The organism is Halobellus sp. Atlit-38R (genome assembly GCF_003665925.1).
GTDB classification, from domain to species: Archaea; Halobacteriota; Halobacteria; order Halobacteriales; family Haloferacaceae; genus Haloquadratum; species Haloquadratum inordinatus.
Window position 1 is genome coordinate 195,258 of record NZ_QXIJ01000006.1, and the last position, 19,983, is coordinate 215,240.

Sequence of the window (19,983 nt, forward strand, 5' to 3'; positions counted from 1 at the left end):
TCAGAACACCCCGATTCGCGAGGCGACTTCCTGTGCGTCGTCGTCTTCGCCGAGTCGGACGGTCGCCTTCTTCTTGCCGCGCGGTGTGACCTGCGTGTTCACGTTCACGACGGCCACCTCGTAGCGCGATTCGATCTCGTCTTCGATCTCCGCCTTCGTGGCGTCGAGATCGACGATGAACTGGAGCTTGTTGTCGAAGTCCATCTCGTCCATCGCCTTCTCGGTGACGAGCGGATGCTCGATGAGCGAACTCATCGGTCCGCCACCTCCTCGACGGCGCTCTCGGTGAAGACCGTGAGCCGACCGGCCTGCGTCCCGGGGGCGAGGTCCTCCGCGCTGACGTTGGCCGCGGTGACCACGTCGGCGCCGGCGAGGTTCCGCGCCGCCTTCGAGGGCTCTTCGCTCGTGACGAAGAGGATCGACTTCGGGCGGGTGTACTTCCGGCCACGGGTCTTCCCGCGTCCGGCCTTCACCTTCTTGTTCTCGTCGGAGCGCTCGATGTCGGCGTGGACGCCGAGAGTCTCGAGCAGATCGACGACTTCGCGGGTCTTCACGAGGTCCTCGAAGTCGTCGGAAACGACGAGCGGGAGTTCGACATCGTCGCCGAACTGGTGGCCGCGTTCGCGGACGACCGCTTCGTCCGTCGTGGCGGCGATCGCCGATCGGACGGCGAGTTTCCGCTCTTTGTCGTTGATGTCCTTGCCCTGGTCTTTCTCAGCTTTCGGCGGGTGCGCCTTGCGACCCTTGACCGCGTGGGGCACGCGGCGGGCGCGTCCGTTTTCGCGGGGGTCGTGAGACATCCCGCGACCGCTGCCGAACGACTCGGCCGGAGTTCGCAGCCCCGCGTAGGGGTCGGCACCGTACGCCTGTTTTCGGTTCGCCTGCGCGGCGACGACGGCGCGCTCGATGAGGTCCGGACGATACGGCGTCTCGAAGACCTCGGGGAGGTCGAGCGTGCCGGCGTCGTCGCCGTTCAGGTCGCGAATTGTTGCCTGCATTGTTTAGCCCTGATTCGATTCGGTCGACACGTAGCGCACCTCGGGATCGAGGCGCGGTTGGTCGTTCGGTCGGACGGCCGGACGGAACCGAAGGAGACGCTTGTCGGGGCCCGGAAGCGAGCCTTTGACGAGCGCGTACGGTCCGTCGACCTCGCCGTAGCCGACGAAGCCGCCGTCTACGGTCGGTTCGCTGCCCTCACCGATGTCGATGAGGCGCTTGTTCAGTTCGGTTCGCTGGTGGTAGCCCGTCTGCCCCTGCTGGGGAACGGTCGAGCGCACGCGGGAGGGGTTCCACGGACCGAGGTTACCGATCCGGCGCCGCCATCCCTGGCGGGCGTGTTTGCCCTTCCGCTTCTGGACGCCCCACCGCTTGACGGGACCCTGCGTCCCCTTGCCTTTCGTGACGCCGGCGACGTCGAGGTACTCGCCAGCGCGGAAGACGTCGGAGAGTTCGTGCTCGCCGCCGTCGCCGACGAGTTCGAGCGCGAAGTCGATGCGCTCGTCGACCGAGCCACCGCCGACTCGGGTCTCCATCACGTCGGGCTTCTTCTTGGGGACGTTCTGCATCTCGCCTGGGACGGTGTGGGTGATGAGTCGGACGTCGTCGACCTCGCCGGCCTCGACGGCCGCGCGAAGGTCCTCGGCGTCGTCCTCGAAGGAGTCCTCGTTCGGAAGGTCGAGGACGCGGTCGAGGTTCTCGTCGAACTCGTTGCCCCACACCTCAGTCAGGGGCTTTGCACCGTACGGCGTGTCTTCGTAGGCTCGAAGGGCGACGGCGCGCATTGGCGGCGTCTCGACGACGGTCACCGGAACGGCCTCCTCCATCCCTTCGCGGGGGGAGTTGGCCTCGTCGTTGACCATCATCACCTGGGTCATCCCGGCCTTGTAGCCGGCGAAGCCCTGGATACCCGGGGACCCGTCGTCGTCGGGCCACGACCGGATGCGTGGGACTTCCTTGGCCGCACGCTTGCGCGGGCTGAAGCCCATCGAACCTTTTCGTGGTCTGCTTGGTTGTGGCATATGATCACTCCGTGAGTGTCAGGGACGCGAGCGACGCGAACATCGCTTCTTCAGTTCGCACCACCTCGCTGCCCTGTCGCGGAATCGTATTCAGCCAGAGATCGAACCCCGGACCGTCAACGGGTTCGACCGCATCCTCGACGTCGACGTCGAGGATGGCCGGAAGCCCACGGCCGGGTGACCCGAACGCGACTGTCGCCCCCTCCCGCTCGATACGAGCGGAGAGGTCCGGCAGCCACGACGTGGTCAACGGTTGGCCGAAGCGGGACGTCGCAATTGTGACGCCCGCGTCGGCGCGGCCGAGCGCTTCCTCGAGGTCCGTACGGGACACGTCGAAGCCCGGAACGGGCTCGTCGACGATCCGCGCACGGACCGGTTCTCGCGAAGAGATCCTGATGGCGACGCGCGTCCCCTCCTCGACCTCCATCGACGGAGGCGTGTGGAGAGAGACCGGGTGTTGCAGTCCGCAATTGACCCGAACGCGGCCGTCAGGTCCGACCTCGGTCACGATTCCCTGTGTTAACGACCCCGAACCGTCTGATTCGGAGCCGGTCATAGACGGGACACGGAGGGGCGGTAGAACGCCGACGTACTCGAGTTCGTCGCGTCGCCCCCAGACCTCCTTTCGGAGGTGCGGCGGCGTGGCAGCGTATCGCAGCACCGTTTCGACGAACTCACCTCCCCAGCGCCGCTCGCCTTCCCTGTCTGGGAAGACGGCGAGCCGATCCGCCCGAAACACCGTCGCCGCGCGGGCGACGTAGCCGAGTTTGCGAGTTGCCTCGCGTTTGTCTTCGGCCTCTCGGACGAGAGAGGACGGCACGAGTACGGTCAGCGTCATACCGGTCCCTTCAGCGTCACGTCTAGACTGTATCCCTCGTACCGTAGGGGAGCCTAAAAGACTAGCGAAAGCGTTCGGGGGTGAGAGGCCGTCTCACTCCGCCCTACGGCGGTTTCGTGGGGAATCCCCCCGTGGTATTTTCCCCCACGCCATCGGCCGATTTGCTCTCCGATTCGCAAGTCTTATTTATTAATCTCGCATTTTCTGGAATGCAGACGCAGACCACGACACGCGCTGGTAGTGTAGTGGTATCACGTGACCTTGCCATGGTCACAACCTGGGTTCAAATCCCAGCCAGCGCACTTCTCTCGATACTAACCGACGAGCGGAGCGGTTCTTCACCTCGGGGTTCGAGTAATCGGAGTATCGACTCCAGAGACGAGGTACGATTATTCGCGCTACAGGCCAAGTGCGTTTATTGTGTCTGTTCGCCAATGAGTCACTATGGATTCCCGACGGACGCGCTACGCCGCCAGTTTCGTCGCCGCCTCACTTGCGTACATCTTCGTCGTTCTCGCGTTCACGGGACAGTTCAACGTCGTTGCGTGGGCGGTCTTTGCGGCCGCATTTCTCGTCTATCTCGTCGTCTTCGAGCGACTCTTCGCGTGGGCAGGGAGCGACTGAGTCGGCGATTGGCGAGTTCGCTGTCACCTATTGTTAACATACTACAATAAGCACGGGGACACTTCCCAGTCGATAACAAGAACAGGTAGCAATTACTCGCCGGGGCGGCAACCGATAGTGGGTGAGAGAGTATGCCAATCGACGACCTTGCTCGAAGCGACGTCGTAACAGCTGATCCGGACACACCCGTCACCGAACTCGCGGCCACGATGGACGACGAGAACGTCGGCAGCGTCGTCATCACGAACGGTGACGCTCCGGTGGGTATCGTGACCGATCGAGATCTGACCGTCCGCGTGCTCGGGAACGGAGCCGATCCGACCGAGCAGACGGCGGCGGACGTGATGACCGAAGACCCCCACACGCTCGACCGGAAGGCGGGGTTCTACGAGGCGGCGACGATGATGCGCGATAACAGCATCCGGCGAGTGCCGATCTGTGAGGGCGACGCGCTCGTCGGGATCATCACGGCCGACGACCTGACCGAACTGCTCGCCGACGAGGAACAGCGGGTCGCAGAAGTCATCCGCGCCCAGCGCCCGGAGTACTGAACTCGGGTGCTGAACCGGCCCGCCGCGTCCCCCATTCTGCGAGAAAACGTTTTGCAGCTCGGTGCGAAATCGACGCGTATGACCGTTGTCGCGCTATTGAGCGTCGCGCCCGTGATCGAAGACAGTATGGCCGCAGAGGTCGCGAAAGCCGTCGACGCCTTGGAGGACTTCGACGTCGAGTACGAGACGAACCCGATGGGGACCGTGATCGAAGCCGACGACGTCGGCACGCTCTTTGCCGCCGCGGAGGCCGCCCACCGGGCCGTCGACGCGGACCGCGTGAGTACGGTGTTAAAGATCGACGACAAGCGAACGAGCGATGAGCGCGCACGCGAGAAAGTAGATGTCGTCGAGGACCAGCTCGGTCGGCCGGCGCGCAGCGATAGCGAGTAGCGGAGCGAGAAGGAGACGAAAAGGCGGTGAAGAACCGGCGGGCTGAGAGACGGACGTTATTCTCGACGGAGTGCGAGCAGCGCGGCCCCAGCGAGCGCGACGAGAGCCGCGAGGACACCGAATCCGGGCGTCGTCGTCGGCGTCTGGACTGTCGGAATCTCCGTCACCGTCGTGGTCGGCGGTTCAGTCGTCGTCGTGGTTGTCGTGGTTGTCGTCGTGGTCGTCGTCTCGGCGGGCGTCTGCGTCGTCGCCGTCGGGATGACCGGCTGGACGGTGCCGTCGACAGTAAGTTCGGGCGCCGGGCCGCCGTTGACTTCGATCGTGTAGACGTCGCCGGGGGTCGTGTCGTTGAACGAGAACGTCGCGAGGAACTGTCCGTCGGCGTCGACCGTCGCCGTCGTGGTTTTCAGGAACGCGGGCCGGACGTCGTCGCCGCTGCGAACCCGGATGTTGATTTCCGTGCCGGGGGCGACGGTCGCCTCGCCGAAGATCTCCTGGCCGCTCGTCTCGGTGACGTTGAACGGCTCGTTCATCGAGAACTCGGCTTCGGTCGTCGAGTACGTCGTCTCGACGGTCTCGTCGTCACCCGATTCCGTCAGGTCGAGGTCGTTCTCGTCGTCGCCGAAGACGGTGAACGAAGCGCGGAGCCGTTCGTCAGTGCCCAGAGAGCCGGTCTCGTCCTCGTCGTCGTCGATCGCACCGTCCTCGTCGGTGTCACGGACACCCGTGGGGCCGTCGTCACCCGTCCGGGAGATCACGTAGTAGGTGTCGTTGTCCGAGTCCGCGACGACACGCGAGTTGGAGCTGTTCAACTGGAGGACGAGCGGATCGCGGTTCGGACCGGGGTCCTGTTGCTCGACGGTGAACACGGCGGGCGGCGAATCGCCCGTCCCGCTCGCGAAGTCGAAGAACTCGGCGGTGACGGTATCCTCCTCGAAGGCGTCGAGTGCGCCTTCGAGACCGGAGGCGCGGAGTTCGTAGACGACGGTGTCGCCAGTCGCGATGTCGGTGTCGCGGGTCACCCAGTCACCGTTCGCGTCGCGGAGGTCTTCGGCGGTATCGAGGTCGCCGTATCGGTCCTCCGGGGCGGTCCAGGTCCGGATCGCGATCGTCTCGCGGGGTTCGAGAACGAGCGTCGCGACGTCGGTCTCGCGACCTGCGGTCGCGGCCGACACCGGGTAACTCTCGGCGTCGAGGAGGTTCGAGACGCCGATGCTGACGTCGCCCTCGACGACCTCGTCGTCCTCGCTGACGCTGAAGATCTCGTTTTCACCGTCGAAAGAGCCGGTCCCGTAGGTCGACGCCGCGTAGCTGTCGAAGTAGATAGTGACGCGGTTGTCGCGGTCGTCGTCGTCGCCGTCGCGGACGGTCACGTTCGCGCGGAAGCCGACGTCCTCCTCACCGATCGTCACTGTCGCCTCGCGCGTGTTCGACAGTTCGACCGGGATCGCGACGACGTCACCGCGGTTGTCTGTGGGCGTGCGATCGGGGAACGTCGCCTCGGTGTCGCCCGCTTCGGTGACGTTGATCGTCGACGACTCGACGGAGATTCCCGACGTCGTGTCCGTCGCGCGAACAGTGTACTCGCCCGTTTCGATCTCGAGCGCTTCGAGATCGTAGCTGAAGTCGTACTCGCCCTGCCCGGAGAGGTCGGCGTACCGTTCGGTGTTCTCGACGACCTCGTCGTCGTCGAGCAGTTCGAGTCGGACCTCCCGGTTGCTCGCTCGGGCCGAGACCGTGCCCTCGATCGGCTCGAGGTTCGTCACGTTCTGATCGTCGATCGAAATCGCGAGATCGAGGTCACGAACCGTGATGTTCGCGACACCTTCTCCCTCGATAGTCGCCTCGTAGTCACCGAGGGTTCGGTCGTCTGTCGCGAAGAGAAAGACCCGGCTGTTGGTCCCGGTCGCGCCCTCGAAGAAGTAGGTGTCCGTGTCGTCGTCGGTCCCTTCCATCGTGACGTCCGTGTTCGTCGACGAGGCGGCGACGGCGACGGTCGATCCCTTGTAGGCGCTGATACTCTCGCCGGCGGTCACGGTCGTCGGAGCGAACGTCACCGTGTAGTCGTCTGGGTTGTCGAGCGCGTTGCCGTCGGGGTCGGTGATCCCGTCTTCGAGCCGGAGCGTCAGCTCTCGGCTGTCGGTTTCGTCGAGTTCGATGATCACGCGGCCCTGCGCCTCGGTGACGTCTGCGACGATCTCTCCCGTCACTTCCTCTTCGTCGTCGACGAGGAGGGCGTAGTTCGACTCGAAGTTCTGTACGTCCTCGGAGAATGCCACCTCGATAGCGGGCGTGCCGTCGGGCTGGACGTACTGAATCGCGCTCAGGTACTCCGGAGAGCCGGGGACGCCGCCGGCGTACTGGACAGTTATCTCTTCGTCTCTGGTCGCCGAGCGGTCGGCGGTGTCGTCAACCTCGATCGCCGGGGAATAGCTCGCCGTCTCCTGTCCTTCGGGGACGGCGGGGCTCGTCAGATTCACGCTGCCCGCGAGGTACGCCGTCGTGGTGGAGAGATTGTCAGTGTACGAGAGCGTGTTGCCGGAGGCGCTCAGCGAGCCCACCTCGGATCCGGTGGCGTCTTTGACGACTACGTCCGACGATTCGATCGTGAACTCGCTGGGGATCGCGAGCGAAAACGTCGTGTCTTCGCCGGTGTCGATGCCGGTAACCGAGTAATTGAACGTGTGCCTATTTTCGGTCTCCTGCGTTACTGTCGTCGGGTCGAACTCGTCTTCGACATCGATGGCGAGCGTAGCGACGTTTTCGACAGTGAGCGTCTCACTCTCCGAAACGGTCCCGTCGACGTCCGTCGCGTTGATCTTGACCTGGTAGTCGGTGTCGGTATCGACGGCAGGTGACGTCACCGTCACGTTCCCGGCGAGATACACCGTCGACGTCGACGAGTTGGCTGTTGCTTCCAGCGTATTGCCGACTGTCGTCGTCGTGTTGAGGACGGTCCCGGTCGCGTTTTTCATCTCGACATCTGCACTCTCTATCGAGAACTCGCCCGGAACAGAGAGCGAGAGCGTGACGTTGTCAGACGTGTTGACGCCGGTAAACGAGTAGTTGAACGTATGTTGCGTCTCGGTCTCTTCGTCGACCGTGAGCGGGTCGAACTGCGTTTCGGCTGAAACTCCGTCGACGGCGGCGACCGACCCGGCGAACGTGACACTGCCGGCGAGGACCGACAGTACCACGAGCACCGCGATCGGAACCGCACCGACTCGGAACGTGGTTCGTGTCATAGTGGGGGGTAGACGGTATCGTGGGCGGTTACACGGCGGCGGCAACCGCCGAGCGGGGAGCAGTGCCGTTTGCGGTTCGGGACTGGCAGGGCCGGGAACCTGGGACTCGGGGAGGATGCCGACGCTTCGACGATGAAACACTGCACAGCGCCGAATTCCGTCGCAAACGACAGTCCACTGATAACGTCACGGTACGGAAACATATGTTTTGTGTGCAGCGGTCGTTCGCGGCGACCGTCTTTCGGCCTTCACGGCCGCGTGAAGGGTGCGAAACCCCGATTTCGTTATCTATTTTGATAACTGGAACACTAGATTTAATTTAGGGTAGTTTGTACGGGGAAATACGCCTCTCACGACGAGCCTGCAGCCGGGCAACAGGCAGCCGAAAACCGAACGACACACCGCCGTCGTGGGACGGTACCAACACTACCAATGAAACTCAAACAACTCTTCACCGACGATTCCGCCGTGTCGCCGGTCATCGGCGTCATCCTGATGGTTGCGGTCACGGTCATCCTCGCGGCCGTCATCGGCTCGTTCGTGCTGAACCTCGGCCAGGGCGTCCAGCAGACGGCACCCCAGGCGAGCTTCAGTTTCGACTACAACGGTGGAAACGTTACTGTCACACACCAGAGCGGGGACTCCATCTCTGGTTCTCAGCTGAACACGACCGGTGCAAGCTGGTCAGGAAACGGAGAAACGTGGGAAAACAAGTACTCTAACAGCATCAGCGCGGGAGATTCTATCGTTAAGAATACCACAGCGAGTGGATTCAACGGCGAGACGATCCGCGTCGTCTGGACCTCCCAGAACGGCGAGACCTCCGCGACGCTGAGCCAATCCACCGCACCGGGAGGCGCATAACTCGATGAATCTTAAGCAACTCTTCACCGACGATTCCGCCGTGTCGCCGGTCATCGGCGTCATCCTGATGGTCGCGATCACGGTGATTCTCGCGGCCGTCATCGGCTCGTTCGTCCTCAACCTCGGTGGAAGCATCCAGCAGAGCGCGCCGCAGGCGAGTTTCAACTTCGAGTACGACGAAGCGACGAACAATACGACGATTACCCACGAAACGGGCGACTCGATAACCGCAAGTAGACTGAACGTGACGTCGACGGCATCGTTGGACTTCGTTAATTCGACGACGTTCGAGGACGTAGGCGGAGAAATATCCGCAGGCGATACAGCTCAGTACAATAAAACTACAGACTGGGCCGGCGAGACGCTTCGTGTCGTCTGGACGTCCGAGAACGGTGAAACGTCCGCCACGCTGAGCCAATCGACCGCACCAAACGAATCATAAATCAATGAAACTCAAACAACTCTTCACCGACGATTCCGCCGTGTCGCCGGTCATCGGCGTCATCCTGATGGTTGCGATCACGGTCATCCTCGCGGCCGTCATCGGCTCGTTCGTGCTGAACCTCGGCCAGGGCGTCCAGCAGACGGCACCCCAGGCGAGTTTCGGCTTCGACTATGACACGACCGATAACGGGAACGTGACGATCACTCACGAAACGGGTGATTCGATTGACGCCGCACGGCTGAATGCGACTGGATTTCAAAATGGTTCGGCCAGTGTAGCTTGGACAGATCACGTGAGTAGTACGGTTTCTGCGGGGACGAGCGCGACATTCAATAACACCGCCGACTGGAACGGTGAGACGATCCGCGTCGTCTGGCAGTCAACGAATGGTGAGACTTCCGCGACGCTGAGTCAGTCCACCGCACCCGACGAGTCCTGATCGGCCCAACGGCGACCCGTTCGGTTCTCATTTTATTTGCCTGTAGCTGACTAGCGAGAGGGAGCATCACGCAGCCACATTACGAGCCGCAGAAGTCGATTTCGCGCGTTTCAGACCGCGGGCGCCCCTTCGGAGGTGCCGACGAGCCACGTTCCGTACGTGACGAGCGCGGCGGCCGGGATGAGCGCGTAGGTGAACAGTTGCGACGCGTCCGGGAGGGCCCCCGGGAGCAGCAGCAGCGATCCGACGACTATGAGAGCGACACCGGCAAGCACGCGTGTGCTATCGAACAATCCCATAGGTGGCACTACGGCCCGTGGAATATGGACTTTCCGCTTCTGGACGTCGTCACCGCCGGACCAAAGCGGCGCCTCACCGATGGACGATATCGAGCACGGGGTTGCGCCCCGGCGCGTTATACCACCGGACGCGTCTGAAACGCAGTTCGTCACCCTAGGGAGAGGAATCTCTTGACACAGTTGTGGCCGACAATATAAGCAGCCGCCGCCCGACGGAGGGCGTATGGACGTAGCGATCGTCACCGTGGGAAACGAACTGCTCGCGGGCGACATCGAGAACACGAACGCCACGTGGCTGGCGAAGGAGCTCGCTGCCCGTGGCGCCGACGTCGCGCGGATCATCGTCGTCCCCGACGACGAGGGCGTCGTCGCCGGAACGATCCGCGAGTGGGCTGCCGAGTTCGACGCCGTGATCGTCACCGGCGGCCTCGGCGGGACGCCCGACGACGTGACGATGCCCGCCGTCGCCGCCGGGTTGGATCGGGAACTCGTGGTCAATCCCGTCGCCGACGCAGACGTACAGGAGACGATCGATCGGATCTACGAGGAGAATCCCGATCTGGAGTTCGAGCTCCGGCCGGAGTGGTACGCCTCGATGCCGTCGGATGCGACGCCGATTCCGAACCCCGAGGGGCTCGCACCGGGGTGTGTCGCCGAGAACGTGTACGTCCTGCCCGGGATCCCCGAGGAGATGGAAGCCGTCTTCGCGAACGTCGCCGGGGAGTTCGGCGGCGACGTGGCGACACAGACGCTGTACTCTCCCGAGCCCGAAGGTGCCCTCGCGTCGATTCTGGGCGACGTCGCGGAGCGCTTCGGGATCCGCGTCGGGAGCTACCCGAACCGGGAAGCGGGCGAGACCCGAATCAAGCTCACCGGCGACGACGAAGCAGTGCTCTCGACAGCCGTCGCGTGGCTCAGAGCGCATTCGCGCGTCGAACTCAGCGTGGCCGACGGAGACGGTACTGAAGCCAACGAGTGAGCGTGGTGCAGTGGACGCGTCGCGTGCGGCGCAGAGTTAGCGTGGGTTCGGGAGGTTCGTGGTGTCTCGCGGTGAGAGCGACGCGAGCGACCCGCGGGATTGGATGATGTTGAACGCCGTCACGAGATCCGACCGGGAGATGAGGCCGACGACCTCGCCCTCGTCGTCGACGACGGGGAGGCGGCCGACGTCGTTCTTCTGCATCTGTTCGATAGCCGCCATCGCGTCCGCGTCGGGTGAGATCGTCGCCAGATCGTTCGCCATCACGTCGCCGACGCGGTAGGCGTCGCGTTCGACTTCCTTGATCGAGCGGGCGTCGCTGAGCGTCACCATCCCGACGAGGCGGTCGCCGTCCATCACCGGATAGCCCGTGTGGCGTTCGGTGAACATCCGCTCGAGGAGTTCGGCGACGCTCGTGTGCTCGCTCACAACGTCGAGATCCTGACGGGGCGTCATCACGTCTCTGACGGTCACGTCCTGGAAGGCGGCCTTCATCACGGTCTGTTGGGCTTCCGAGGACGCCCCGATGTAGATGAAGAAGGCCAAAGCGACCAAGAACAGGTTCGCGAACAGTCCGAAGAGTCCGAGGAGGAAGGCGAACACTTTCCCGACCTCTGCGGCGATTTGTGTTGCGCGGGCGTGCGGTCGCGTTCGCGCGAGGAGGGCACGAAGGACGCGGCCGCCGTCCATCGGGAACCCGGGAAGCATATTGAACACTGCGAGTACGATGTTCGTCAGCGCGAGGTAGCCGACAACGAACTTCACGGGGTCGAGTGCGGACGGGAGGACGGTGAAAGCCGCATACGACAGCACGCCAAGGGCGATGCTGACGATCGGTCCGGCGACGGCGATCGAGAGCTCTTGCTTCCAGTCTTCGGGCATCTCGGCGAAGCTCGCGACGCCGCCGAAGAGCCACAGCGTGATCGAGTCGATCTCGTAGCCGTAGCGCATCGCGACGAGCGAGTGGCCGAACTCGTGGAGTAAGACGCAGAAGAAGAGGCCGACCGCCGCGGCCGCGCCCAGTACCCACTGCATCGACCCGGCCGTCAGCGGGCCGACGTCGATGGCCGAGCCGAACAGGTCGTTCAGGACGCCCACGAGTTGCCCGACGTCGTTCCCGATGAGCCACGCGAACAGGGGGAGAACGATGAGGAACGTGAGGTCGAGTTTGATCGGGATACCGAACGCGCTACCAATACGGATTCCGCGCATAGCGAGACGTTGTCGGGCACGGGACTTAAGTCCAGCCGCGGCGACGCGATTCGCTGACAGATCCGACCGGCAGACGAACCGCTGAAATACCTCGTCCACGTACCGTCGGGCGTGTCTCAACAGGTCGGCCGCGTCGACACGCTCTTTCTCCACGAGACCGGCGACGACTTCCTCGTGGTCGTCGAACGGGACGGGGAGCGTGTCTTTCGCGGAGTCCTCGAACTAAAGGAGACGGACGCAGGCCCCCGTCCCGCGAAGTTCCGCATCAAGCGCGGATCGACGGAAGAGCCCCGCGATCCGAGCCAGTTCATCGAGCTTGCGCGCCGTGCGTCGCGAATCCGTATTTCGGAACAGACCTCGAAGCAGCGTCGCGACGAACTTCGCGAGATGCTCGACGGCTACCAACTCGAAGCGCTCGTCGTTCGGACGTGTCGCTACTGCGCTTCCGATGGCCGGTACTCGCCGATCACGGAGGACACGGCGATCAAGACCGACCGCGAGCACATCTGCCCCGACTGTGCAAAGCGGGAACTGGAGCGCGAGCTCGACTTCTCGGCGTCGGGGCGGCTCACCGGGGCGGCGCAGGACCGGCTCGAAGACCTCCTCTTGGAAACGCAGGACCTCGATCGGATCTCGAACCTCCTCACCGGGGGGCTCGATCCCGACCTCACGAAGTTCGATACCGTCAGCGCGACGACCGACGAAGTCGACCTCGTCGAGACGTCGACGCTCGATCTCCACCCCGAACTCCAGCGGCGGGTCGAAGACCGATTCGACACGCTGCTTCCAGTGCAGTCGCTGTCGGTCGACAACGGGCTGTTCGAGGGCCGTGACCAACTCGTCGTGAGCGCGACCGCGACCGGGAAGACGCTCGTCGGTGAACTCGCGGGGCTCGACCGGGCGCTGAAGGGCGAGGGCAAACTGCTCTTTTTGGTCCCGCTCGTCGCCCTGGCGAACCAGAAGCACGAGGACTTCGAGGAGCGCTACGGCGACCTCCTCGAGGTGACGATCCGCGTCGGCGCGTCCCGGATCAACGACGACGGCAACCGCTTTAATCCGAACGCGGACGTCGTCGTGGGGACCTACGAGGGCATCGACCACGCGTTGCGGACGGGGAAAGACCTCGGCGACATCGGCACCGTCGTCATCGACGAGGTCCACACGCTCAAAGAAGAAGAGCGCGGCCACCGCCTCGACGGCCTCATCAGCCGCTTGAAGTACTACTGTGAAGACCGCGAGGCGGCCCGCGAGAGCTACGGTGGCGCGCAGTACGTCTATCTCTCCGCGACGGTCGGCAACCCCGAATCGCTGGCCGAGCGCCTCCGCGCGACGCTCATCGAGTTCGAGGAGCGGCCGGTGCCGATCGAACGGCACGTGACGTTCGCCGACGGCAGAGAGAAGCCGGACATCATCAACAAACTCGTGAGACGCGAGTTCGACTCAAAGTCCTCGAAGGGCTACCGCGGGCAGACCATCGTCTTCACGAACTCGCGGCGGCGGTGTCACGAAATCTCGCGGAAACTGGAGTACGCCTCCGCGCCGTATCACGCCGGCCTCGATTACGGCCGGCGGAAGCGCGTCGAGCGGCAGTTCGGCGATCAGGACCTCGCCGCGGTGGTCACGACCGCCGCGCTCGCCGCCGGCGTCGACTTCCCCGCCTCACAGGTCATCTTCGACTCGCTGGCGATGGGCATCGAGTGGCTCTCCGTCCAGGAGTTCGAGCAGATGCTCGGGCGCGCTGGACGCCCGGACTACCACGATCAGGGGACGGTGTATCTCCTCGTCGAACCGGACTGCACCTACCACAACACGATGGAGATGACCGAAGACGAGGTCGCGTTCAAACTCCTGAAAGGCGAGATGGAGGACGTCCTGACGCACTACGACGAGACCGCGGCCGCCGAGGAGACGCTCGCGAACGTCGTCGTCGCCGGAAAGCGTGCCAAACGGCTGAACGACCGAATGGTCGGTGACGTCCCGACCAAACACGCGATCGGGAAACTGCTCCAGTGGGAGTTCATCGACGGCTTCGACCCGACGCCGCTGGGACGGGCGGTCTGTCGGCACTTCCTCTCGCCGAAAGACGCGTTCCGCATCCTCGATTGCATCCGCTCGGGTACGGAGCCGTACGGCCTCGTCGCCGAGATGGAACTCCAAGACGAGTTCTGAACGTCGCCGGCGGTTGTCGACTCGGCGTCTCACACTCGGGTGGCGGAGCCCGAATCGGGTGACTGAAATAGGCTCCACCGCCGGACGTGAGAGAAATCCCACAGTATTTTGCACTGGCGAGTCGACCGAACAATGTGGCACCGATACCGCCAGGCGTCCTCGCTGTTTTCCTCGTCGTCCTCGTCGCGCTCGCGCTGTTCGTCACCGAGCCAGTTCCGGTCGACGTCACTGCGATCGGGGTGATGGTGGCGCTGCTGTTGATCCAGCCGGCGTCAGCGGCGCTGGCAACGATCGGGCTCTTGGGCGACCCGATCGTGCTCTTTGCGGACTACCCCGCGGACGCACTCTCGGGCTTTTCGAGCGAGGCGACGCTGACGGTGCTTGCGATGTTCATCCTCAGCGACGGTGTCCAGCGAACCGGCGTGGTCCAGCGGCTGGGCGCGCGGATCGCCTCCTTCACGGAGGACAGTATGGACCGACAGCTCGGGGCGACGATCGGCGTCGTCGCGCCCATTTCCGGATTCATCAACAACACCGCGGCGGTCGCCATCTTGCTGCCGATGGTGACAGACCTCGCCGAACGCGGCGGGACGTCGCCGTCGAAACTGCTCTTGCCGCTCTCGTACGCGTCGATGTTCGGCGGGATGCTCACGCTGATCGGGACGTCGACGAACATCCTCGCCTCCGAACTCTCGGGACGGCTCATCGGCCGGACGTTCACGATGTTCGAGTTCACGCAACTCGGTATCGTCGTCTCCATCGTGGGAACGGCGTACCTGCTGACGGTCGGGCGGTGGCTGACCCCCGAGCGAATCAAGCCCCGACAGGATCTGACCGAGGAGTTCGAGATGGGCGAGTACCTGACGGAGGTCGTCGTCCGCGAGGACTCGCCGCTCGTCGGCCAGCAGGTCCGGCGCGCGCTGGAGGAGACAGACTTCGACATCGACCTGATTCAGTTGATCCGCGGCGGCGAGGTCTTCCTCGAACCGCTCGGGCCGAAGCAGATCCAACCGGGCGACGTGTTCGCGATTCGGACCGACCGCGGCACGCTCGTCGAACTACTCGACGTCGAAGGGCTGGACGTCGTGCCGACGGCCGTCGACGAATCGGAGCTCGAAGCCGGCGAAGCCCGGCAGAACCTCGTCGAGGTCGTCATCGGTCCGGGGTCGTCACTCGTCGGCGAGTCGCTCGCGTCTGCGAGCTTTCGGCAGCGGTACAACGCGACGGTGCTCGCGCTGCGGCGCGGGCAGGAACTCTTCCGCCGGCGGATGGACAACGTCACGCTCCGCGTCGGCGACACGCTCCTCGTGCAGGCGACGGCCGACAGCATCGAGCGCCTCGATGCGAACCGGGACTTCATCGTCGCCCAGGAGATCGAACAGCACGACTTCCGCGGGGAGAAGACGCCGATCGCCGTGGGCATCGTCGTCGCCGTCGTCGGCCTCGCCGGGCTCGACATCCTCCCGATCGTCGTCTCCGCGCTCGCGGGGTCGCTCGCGATGGTCGCGACGCGATGTCTCCGTCCGGGCGAACTCTACGACGCGGTTCAGTGGGACGTCGTCTTCCTGCTCGCAGGCGTCATTCCGCTGGGCATCGCACTGGAATCGTCCGGTGGCGCGGCGCTGCTAGCCGGACTCGTCGTCGCCGTGGGCGATCTGTTGCCGCTCGTCGGAGTGCTGGCGGTGTTTTATCTCATCACCGCGATCCTGACGAACGTCATCTCGAACAACGCGAGCGTCGTGTTGATGATCCCAGTCGCAGTCGAGGCCGCCCAGACGCTCGGCGCGAACGCCTTCTCGTTCATCCTGGCAGTGACGTTCGCGGCGTCGACGGCGTTTATGACGCCTGTCGGCTACCAGACGAACCTGTTCGTCTACGGTCCTGGCGGCTACCGTTTCAGCGACTACCTCCGGGTCGGCGGCCCGCTTCAGTTGGTGTTCGCGGCGGTGACGACCGTCGGAATCGCCGCGATCTGGGGACTCTGATTCCCGTCGACGCCGAACGAAATCCTTTACTCGGTGACGCCGCCACGTACAGACGCGGGACCGTGGGTTAGCCTGGTATACTTCGGGCCTTGGGTGCCCGTGACCCCGGTTCGAATCCGGGCGGTCCCATTTCTGTGCGACGAACGCACGTGAGAAATCAGAACCGGACAGTTACCGGTCCGAATTCGTCAAGGCCGAGCGTGTGAGGACTCGATTCAGTTCGAAGCCACCCGGTCCGATCGATAGCGAGCGCCGAGCATAGAGACCGAGCTCACCCGAACAGTCGCCGGAGGAAGCTACGGCCGCTCGATCGCTCTGCGAGCAAGACGGAGCACTCGACGTCCTCGACGATTTTGAAGTGCAGCGTGCCCGTGACGAGTCGCGTCAGCAGACCACGTTCGGTCGCGCCCACAACGAGCAGCGTGTGGTCTCGCGCTTCGCGTTCGATCGCGCGCTCGACGTCGCCGGAGTCGTCGACGACGAATTTGGCGTCGCCCAGGCCTCGCTCTGTCGCCCAGTCCGCCAGGAACTGCTCTCCGCGCTCGCGTTCCTCAGGGCTGTCGACGACGTGCAAAAGCGTGACTGAGGATCCGGCGGCCGTTCGAAGGCCGGCCGCGACCTCCGCGCTCAGGTCGGCGTGCGCGTTGTCCGTGACTGGCAGCAGGATCTCCGATTCGTCCAGGTCCCGGTCCCGCAACACGAGGAAATCAGACGGGAGTCGGTGCGTCAGTTCGGTCAGCGGCCGTTCGGTTCGAACGGCGCTCCAGATCCTGTCGTCGCCCCAGTTCAGGAGCGTGAGGTCGGCGTCCTTCCGCCGGGCGATGTCGAAGATCTCCTCGAACGAGCGGTGGGAGACGACTGTCGAGCACTCGTAGCCGACGTCGTAGGAGTTGACGTGCTCGCGGATGTCCTCGAAGAGGGCGTCGGACTCGGCGACGATCCGTTGTCGCTGTGCCGGACCGTACGAACGGGAGGGAACCTGAACGACGTGGACCGTGTGAACGGTGGCGTTGTCGTGCGTACTGGCGATCTGACAGGCGAGTTCGAGCAGCGGCGACTCCGTTCGCGGATTCGCGATCGGCACGACGATCCGGTAGTCGACCGGCTCGTCGGCTTCGCTGGTCGTGTCGATGAGGGGAACGTACGACCGGCCGACGAAGCCACCGAAGAGCCACTCGCGGGTCGAGAGCTGTCGGGCGGCTCCCTCGAACCGGGCCGATTCGAGGCGTGACTCGGTCGTCTGAAAGTAGTTGACGACCGTCACGAGCACGACGCCGCCGACGGTGTTGCCGACGAGAACCGGGAGGACGAAATCGGTGAGCCCGAGCCACAGCGCGAGGTCGTTCTGAAAGACCAGATAGAGCATCTCGGTGAAGGAGACGACGACGTGGAAGAGGTTCCCCATCGGAATGGCGAGAAACGCCAGATAGACCACCGCGATCCGGGAGATGGTGTCCCGCGAGGCGTACTCCACCCAGACGACCCCGGCCACGATCAGGCCGGCGAACGCCGCCTTGACGAACAGCGTTCCGGCTTCCGTCTCGATCCCCTTCTGCGCGAGGTTCAGCGCTGCCGTGGCGCCCTCCGGGGAGAGGACGCCGCCGTACGCCAGCGTGGCCGCGCCAACGGCACCGCCGGCGAAGTTGCCGGTGAGGACCACGACCCAGTTGCGAAGCAGGGCCGGAACGCTCGCGAGCCGTTCCAGCGTCAGCGCCACCGGCGGGAGCGTGTTCTCGGTGTAGAGCTGGTAGCCACCGATGATGATGTAGATGAACCCGAGCGGGTAGAGCATCGCGCTCAGAACCTCGTGACCGTCAGTCGAGGCCGTCAGCGACGCGTACAACAGGAACGTAATCGAGATGGCGAAGCCGGCCGCGAGCGCGCTGAAGAACAGTTCACGGCTCCCGGACGTGATCTCTTCATCCGCCGCTGCGACGATCCGCTGGAAGATTTCGTCGGAAGTGAATCGGTCTCGAACGACCGACCCGACGGCCGGGGCGCCGCTCCGGGACTGTTCGACCGCTTCGCGGACGGTTTCGCTCTCGGAAGGCGTATCGGGGTCTCTTTCGGATGTCACGATGCTACTGGCTCCGCTTCCGTCCGAGGTCTTTTAATAATTCCGGACGATACAAGACTATGAGTCGGATGCAGCGTCGCCTAAGTATCGCCCTCATCGCCCTGTTGGTCATATTCACCCCGGCACTGATACTGGTGGCAACCCTCGAAGCCCTGTTTTTACTGGGAGAGATCACGCTGACGGACATCTCTGCGCTCGAGTTCATCGAGTTGTACTTGCTCGACCTCGCGCTGCTGGTGCTCTTCGTTGTTGCCGTCTATCAGATAACGAAATACGTCGTCGGCGAGCAACTCCCCGCTCCGCTAACGGAGACAGAAACCGAGGAACGTCCTGTAGACGACGAGTCCTCGGATTGAGTAGGTACTACGATCGGGACTGCAGGGCCGGCGGCGAGAGGTGTATAGTAGCGGAGGCGGCCAGTCTGCTGTCGGACGCTATCGCTGCTGCCGGGGCGAATCTGCGGTCTCAAAATTGATACTGCCACGGGGAGGGTTATAACGATGCTCGTGATACAGATCCGTAATGGGCGTCTCATCGAGTCCGATTCGCGTTCTCCACATCGACGATGAGCCATCGCTCACGGAGCTGACAGCGACGTTCCTGGAGCGAGCGGACGATCAGTTCGAGGTCGACACGGCGACGAGCGCGAGCGAGGGTCTCGCACGGCTCGACGAGGCCACGTTCGACTGCGTCGTCTCCGATTACGATATGCCGCGACAGAACGGGATCGAGCTCCTCGAACGCGTCCGTGAGGACCATCCGAGACTGCCGTTCATCCTCTTTACTGGGAAGGGGAGCGAGGAGGTGGCGAGCGAGGCCATCTCCGCCGGCGTGAGCGACTATCTCCAGAAGCGGAGGGGGACCGAACAGTACCAGTTGCTCGCAAAGCGCATCCGAAGCCACGTCGAGCGCACGCGTGCGCAGCGCAAGGCCGCAGAACACGAATCGCACCTGCGGCAGGCCCAAGAGATGGCGGATCTCGGGAGTTGGCACAAAGACATCCGCGACGACGAGATCTGGTGGTCCGAGGAGATATACGGGATCTTCGGAATCGATGGCGAGCACTCCGAGACCGACCGGTCGGCCGAGCGACCGCTCGACCACCGGGAGTTTCTCACCTACGTCCATCCCCAGGACCGAGGCTTCGTCGACGAGAAGTGGCGTGCCGCACTCGACGGTGCAGCGTACGACATCGAACACCGAATCGTGACGGACTGCGGAGAGACGCGCTGGGTCCGCCAGCGGGCCGAGGTCGAGTACGACGACGGCGAGCCACTCGAAGCGCTCGGCATCGTCCAAGACATCACCGAGCGCAAGACCCGCGAACAGGAGATCAAGAAGGCGAAAACGCAACTGGAGGCCGCAATCGACACCGGAGCCGTCGGCACCTGGGAGTGGGACGTCGATGCCGACGAACTCGTCGTCGACGCTCGATTCGCGCGGCTGTTCGGCGTCCCGCCAGATGCCGCAGACGACGGCCTCCCACTCGAAGCCTACGTCTCCGCGGTCGCCGACGTTGACCGAGAGCGGATCGAGCGTGCGGCCGAGACAGCCTTGGATGCCTGCGGCGAGTTCCAGGAGGAATTCCGCGTTCACGACCCCGACGGGGAACGTCGGTGGGTGCTCGCGAGTGGCCGCGTCAAGTGTGACGGAAACGGGAAGGCACGCCGATTTCCCGGTGCACTGGTCGACATCACCGATCGAAAGGCAGACGCCTCCCGCGAGCAGCAGCAGCCAATCAACTGACTCGAAAACTCGAAACGGGAGCACTATCTCGTGGCAGTTGCAACTGTTTGCGCACCAGACCGCACGCTGTCGCGCGCTCAGACGCGTGAAGACGCAACT

19 protein-coding genes and 2 tRNA genes are annotated in these 19,983 nt (G+C 64.0%); 13 read left to right on the top strand and 8 right to left on the bottom strand.

Annotation, left to right across the window (positions count from 1 at the left end):
- Genes D3D02_RS10710 through D3D02_RS10725 form a run of 4 tightly spaced genes read right to left on the bottom strand, consistent with a single transcriptional unit; the run spans position 1 to position 2,856 of the window.
- Positions 1-255 carry a 50S ribosomal protein L23 gene (locus D3D02_RS10710; RefSeq protein ID WP_121569971.1) on the bottom strand — a complete coding sequence of 85 codons (255 nt, stop codon included), beginning with the start codon at positions 253-255 and terminating at the stop codon, positions 1-3.
- On the bottom strand, positions 252-998 hold the full coding sequence (gene rpl4p, locus D3D02_RS10715) for a 50S ribosomal protein L4 (protein WP_121569972.1): 747 nt from the start codon (positions 996-998) through the stop codon (positions 252-254). Before rpl4p ends, D3D02_RS10710 begins: the two co-directional genes overlap by 4 nt.
- A 3-nt stretch (positions 999-1,001) precedes the next feature.
- Positions 1,002-2,018, bottom strand: a complete 1,017-nt coding sequence (locus D3D02_RS10720) for a 50S ribosomal protein L3 (RefSeq protein ID WP_121569973.1) — start codon at positions 2,016-2,018, stop codon at positions 1,002-1,004.
- 4 nt (positions 2,019-2,022) lie between these two features.
- Positions 2,023-2,856 (bottom strand): putative RNA uridine N3 methyltransferase, encoded by an 834-nt coding sequence (locus tag D3D02_RS10725; RefSeq protein WP_121569974.1) that lies wholly within the window; start codon positions 2,854-2,856, stop codon positions 2,023-2,025.
- A 231-nt stretch (positions 2,857-3,087) separates the two neighbouring features.
- On the opposite strand from D3D02_RS10725, the gene D3D02_RS10730 reads away from it, so the two are divergent.
- The 4 genes from D3D02_RS10730 (at position 3,088) to D3D02_RS10745 (ending at position 4,424) form a co-directional block, all read left to right on the top strand.
- Positions 3,088-3,158: transfer RNA gene (locus D3D02_RS10730), tRNA-Gly, on the top strand.
- Positions 3,159-3,300: 142 nt separating this feature from the next.
- A complete protein-coding gene (locus D3D02_RS10735; RefSeq protein WP_121569975.1) occupies positions 3,301-3,480 on the top strand; it encodes a hypothetical protein in 180 nt (59 codons plus the stop codon).
- A 131-nt stretch (positions 3,481-3,611) separates the two neighbouring features.
- Entirely contained in the window at positions 3,612-4,031 is a 420-nt protein-coding gene (locus D3D02_RS10740) for a CBS domain-containing protein (RefSeq protein ID WP_121569976.1), read from the top strand.
- A 78-nt stretch (positions 4,032-4,109) separates the two neighbouring features.
- On the top strand, positions 4,110-4,424 hold the full coding sequence (locus tag D3D02_RS10745; protein WP_121569977.1) for an MTH1187 family thiamine-binding protein: 315 nt from the start codon (positions 4,110-4,112) through the stop codon (positions 4,422-4,424).
- Positions 4,425-4,480: 56 nt separating this feature from the next.
- Here the strand turns inward: D3D02_RS10745 and D3D02_RS10750 are convergent, their stop codons facing one another.
- On the bottom strand, positions 4,481-7,669 hold the full coding sequence (locus D3D02_RS10750) for a BGTF surface domain-containing protein (protein WP_121569978.1): 3,189 nt from the start codon (positions 7,667-7,669) through the stop codon (positions 4,481-4,483).
- 432 nt (positions 7,670-8,101) lie between these two features.
- On the opposite strand from D3D02_RS10750, the gene D3D02_RS10755 reads away from it, so the two are divergent.
- From D3D02_RS10755 to D3D02_RS10765, 3 genes are read left to right on the top strand one after another with little or no spacing between them, the layout of a single operon-like run.
- Positions 8,102-8,533 (top strand): type IV pilin, encoded by a 432-nt coding sequence (locus tag D3D02_RS10755; protein WP_121569979.1) that lies wholly within the window; start codon positions 8,102-8,104, stop codon positions 8,531-8,533.
- A 4-nt stretch (positions 8,534-8,537) separates the two neighbouring features.
- Entirely contained in the window at positions 8,538-8,975 is a 438-nt protein-coding gene (locus D3D02_RS10760) for a type IV pilin (RefSeq protein ID WP_121569980.1), read from the top strand.
- Positions 8,976-8,979: 4 nt separating this feature from the next.
- Positions 8,980-9,417, top strand: a complete 438-nt coding sequence (locus D3D02_RS10765) for a type IV pilin (protein WP_121569981.1) — start codon at positions 8,980-8,982, stop codon at positions 9,415-9,417.
- 110 nt (positions 9,418-9,527) lie between these two features.
- Here the strand turns inward: D3D02_RS10765 and D3D02_RS10770 are convergent, their stop codons facing one another.
- Positions 9,528-9,716, bottom strand: a complete 189-nt coding sequence (locus D3D02_RS10770) for a hypothetical protein (protein WP_121569982.1) — start codon at positions 9,714-9,716, stop codon at positions 9,528-9,530.
- Between the two features lie 223 nt (positions 9,717-9,939).
- On the opposite strand from D3D02_RS10770, the gene D3D02_RS10775 reads away from it, so the two are divergent.
- Entirely contained in the window at positions 9,940-10,695 is a 756-nt protein-coding gene (locus D3D02_RS10775; protein WP_121569983.1) for a molybdopterin-binding protein, read from the top strand.
- Positions 10,696-10,731: 36 nt separating this feature from the next.
- Here D3D02_RS10775 and D3D02_RS10780 read toward each other — a convergent pair whose 3' ends face one another.
- Positions 10,732-11,907, bottom strand: coding sequence for a CBS domain-containing protein (locus tag D3D02_RS10780; protein WP_121569984.1), 1,176 nt, complete (start codon positions 11,905-11,907; stop codon positions 10,732-10,734).
- Positions 11,908-12,018: 111 nt separating this feature from the next.
- On the opposite strand from D3D02_RS10780, the gene D3D02_RS10785 reads away from it, so the two are divergent.
- From D3D02_RS10785 to D3D02_RS10795, 3 genes are all read left to right on the top strand, one after another.
- Complete coding sequence (locus D3D02_RS10785; protein ID WP_121569985.1) at positions 12,019-14,076, top strand: DEAD/DEAH box helicase; 2,058 nt, start codon at positions 12,019-12,021, stop codon at positions 14,074-14,076.
- Between the two features lie 134 nt (positions 14,077-14,210).
- Positions 14,211-16,061 (top strand): SLC13 family permease, encoded by a 1,851-nt coding sequence (locus D3D02_RS10790; RefSeq protein WP_121569986.1) that lies wholly within the window; start codon positions 14,211-14,213, stop codon positions 16,059-16,061.
- Between the two features lie 56 nt (positions 16,062-16,117).
- Positions 16,118-16,190, top strand: a tRNA-Pro gene (locus D3D02_RS10795).
- A gap of 142 nt (positions 16,191-16,332) precedes the next feature.
- Here D3D02_RS10795 and D3D02_RS10800 read toward each other — a convergent pair.
- The gene (locus D3D02_RS10800; RefSeq protein ID WP_199723062.1) at positions 16,333-18,138 is read right to left on the bottom strand and encodes a formate/nitrite transporter family protein; all 1,806 of its coding nucleotides are present in this window, start codon (positions 18,136-18,138) and stop codon (positions 16,333-16,335) included.
- Positions 18,139-18,197: 59 nt separating this feature from the next.
- Here D3D02_RS10800 and D3D02_RS10805 point away from each other — a divergent pair, with 59 nt between their 5' ends.
- Both D3D02_RS10805 and D3D02_RS10810 read left to right on the top strand, forming a co-directional pair.
- A complete protein-coding gene (locus D3D02_RS10805; protein ID WP_147435603.1) occupies positions 18,198-18,494 on the top strand; it encodes a hypothetical protein in 297 nt (98 codons plus the stop codon).
- A gap of 166 nt (positions 18,495-18,660) precedes the next feature.
- A complete protein-coding gene (locus tag D3D02_RS10810) occupies positions 18,661-19,884 on the top strand; it encodes a response regulator (protein WP_121569989.1) in 1,224 nt (407 codons plus the stop codon).
- Positions 19,885-19,983 lie beyond the last annotated feature (99 nt).

Bases quoted from the DNA above. Each gene is read 5' to 3' on its own strand.
- D3D02_RS10725 (WP_121569974.1), bottom strand. From the start codon at position 2,856: ATGACGCTGACCGTACTCGTGCCGTCCTCTCTCGTCCGAGAGGCCGAA.
- D3D02_RS10710 (WP_121569971.1), bottom strand. From the start codon at position 255: ATGAGTTCGCTCATCGAGCATCCGCTCGTCACCGAGAAGGCGATGGAC.
- D3D02_RS10735 (WP_121569975.1), top strand. From the start codon at position 3,301: ATGGATTCCCGACGGACGCGCTACGCCGCCAGTTTCGTCGCCGCCTCA.
- D3D02_RS10755 (WP_121569979.1), top strand. From the start codon at position 8,102: ATGAAACTCAAACAACTCTTCACCGACGATTCCGCCGTGTCGCCGGTC.
- D3D02_RS10805 (WP_147435603.1), top strand. From the start codon at position 18,198: ATGAGTCGGATGCAGCGTCGCCTAAGTATCGCCCTCATCGCCCTGTTG.
- D3D02_RS10750 (WP_121569978.1), bottom strand. From the start codon at position 7,669: ATGACACGAACCACGTTCCGAGTCGGTGCGGTTCCGATCGCGGTGCTC.
- D3D02_RS10765 (WP_121569981.1), top strand. From the start codon at position 8,980: ATGAAACTCAAACAACTCTTCACCGACGATTCCGCCGTGTCGCCGGTC.
- D3D02_RS10770 (WP_121569982.1), bottom strand. From the start codon at position 9,716: ATGGGATTGTTCGATAGCACACGCGTGCTTGCCGGTGTCGCTCTCATA.
- D3D02_RS10720 (WP_121569973.1), bottom strand. From the start codon at position 2,018: ATGCCACAACCAAGCAGACCACGAAAAGGTTCGATGGGCTTCAGCCCG.
- D3D02_RS10760 (WP_121569980.1), top strand. From the start codon at position 8,538: ATGAATCTTAAGCAACTCTTCACCGACGATTCCGCCGTGTCGCCGGTC.
- D3D02_RS10745 (WP_121569977.1), top strand. From the start codon at position 4,110: ATGACCGTTGTCGCGCTATTGAGCGTCGCGCCCGTGATCGAAGACAGT.
- D3D02_RS10810 (WP_121569989.1), top strand. From the start codon at position 18,661: ATGGGCGTCTCATCGAGTCCGATTCGCGTTCTCCACATCGACGATGAG.
- rpl4p (WP_121569972.1), bottom strand. From the start codon at position 998: ATGCAGGCAACAATTCGCGACCTGAACGGCGACGACGCCGGCACGCTC.
- D3D02_RS10775 (WP_121569983.1), top strand. From the start codon at position 9,940: ATGGACGTAGCGATCGTCACCGTGGGAAACGAACTGCTCGCGGGCGAC.
- D3D02_RS10740 (WP_121569976.1), top strand. From the start codon at position 3,612: ATGCCAATCGACGACCTTGCTCGAAGCGACGTCGTAACAGCTGATCCG.
- D3D02_RS10780 (WP_121569984.1), bottom strand. From the start codon at position 11,907: ATGCGCGGAATCCGTATTGGTAGCGCGTTCGGTATCCCGATCAAACTC.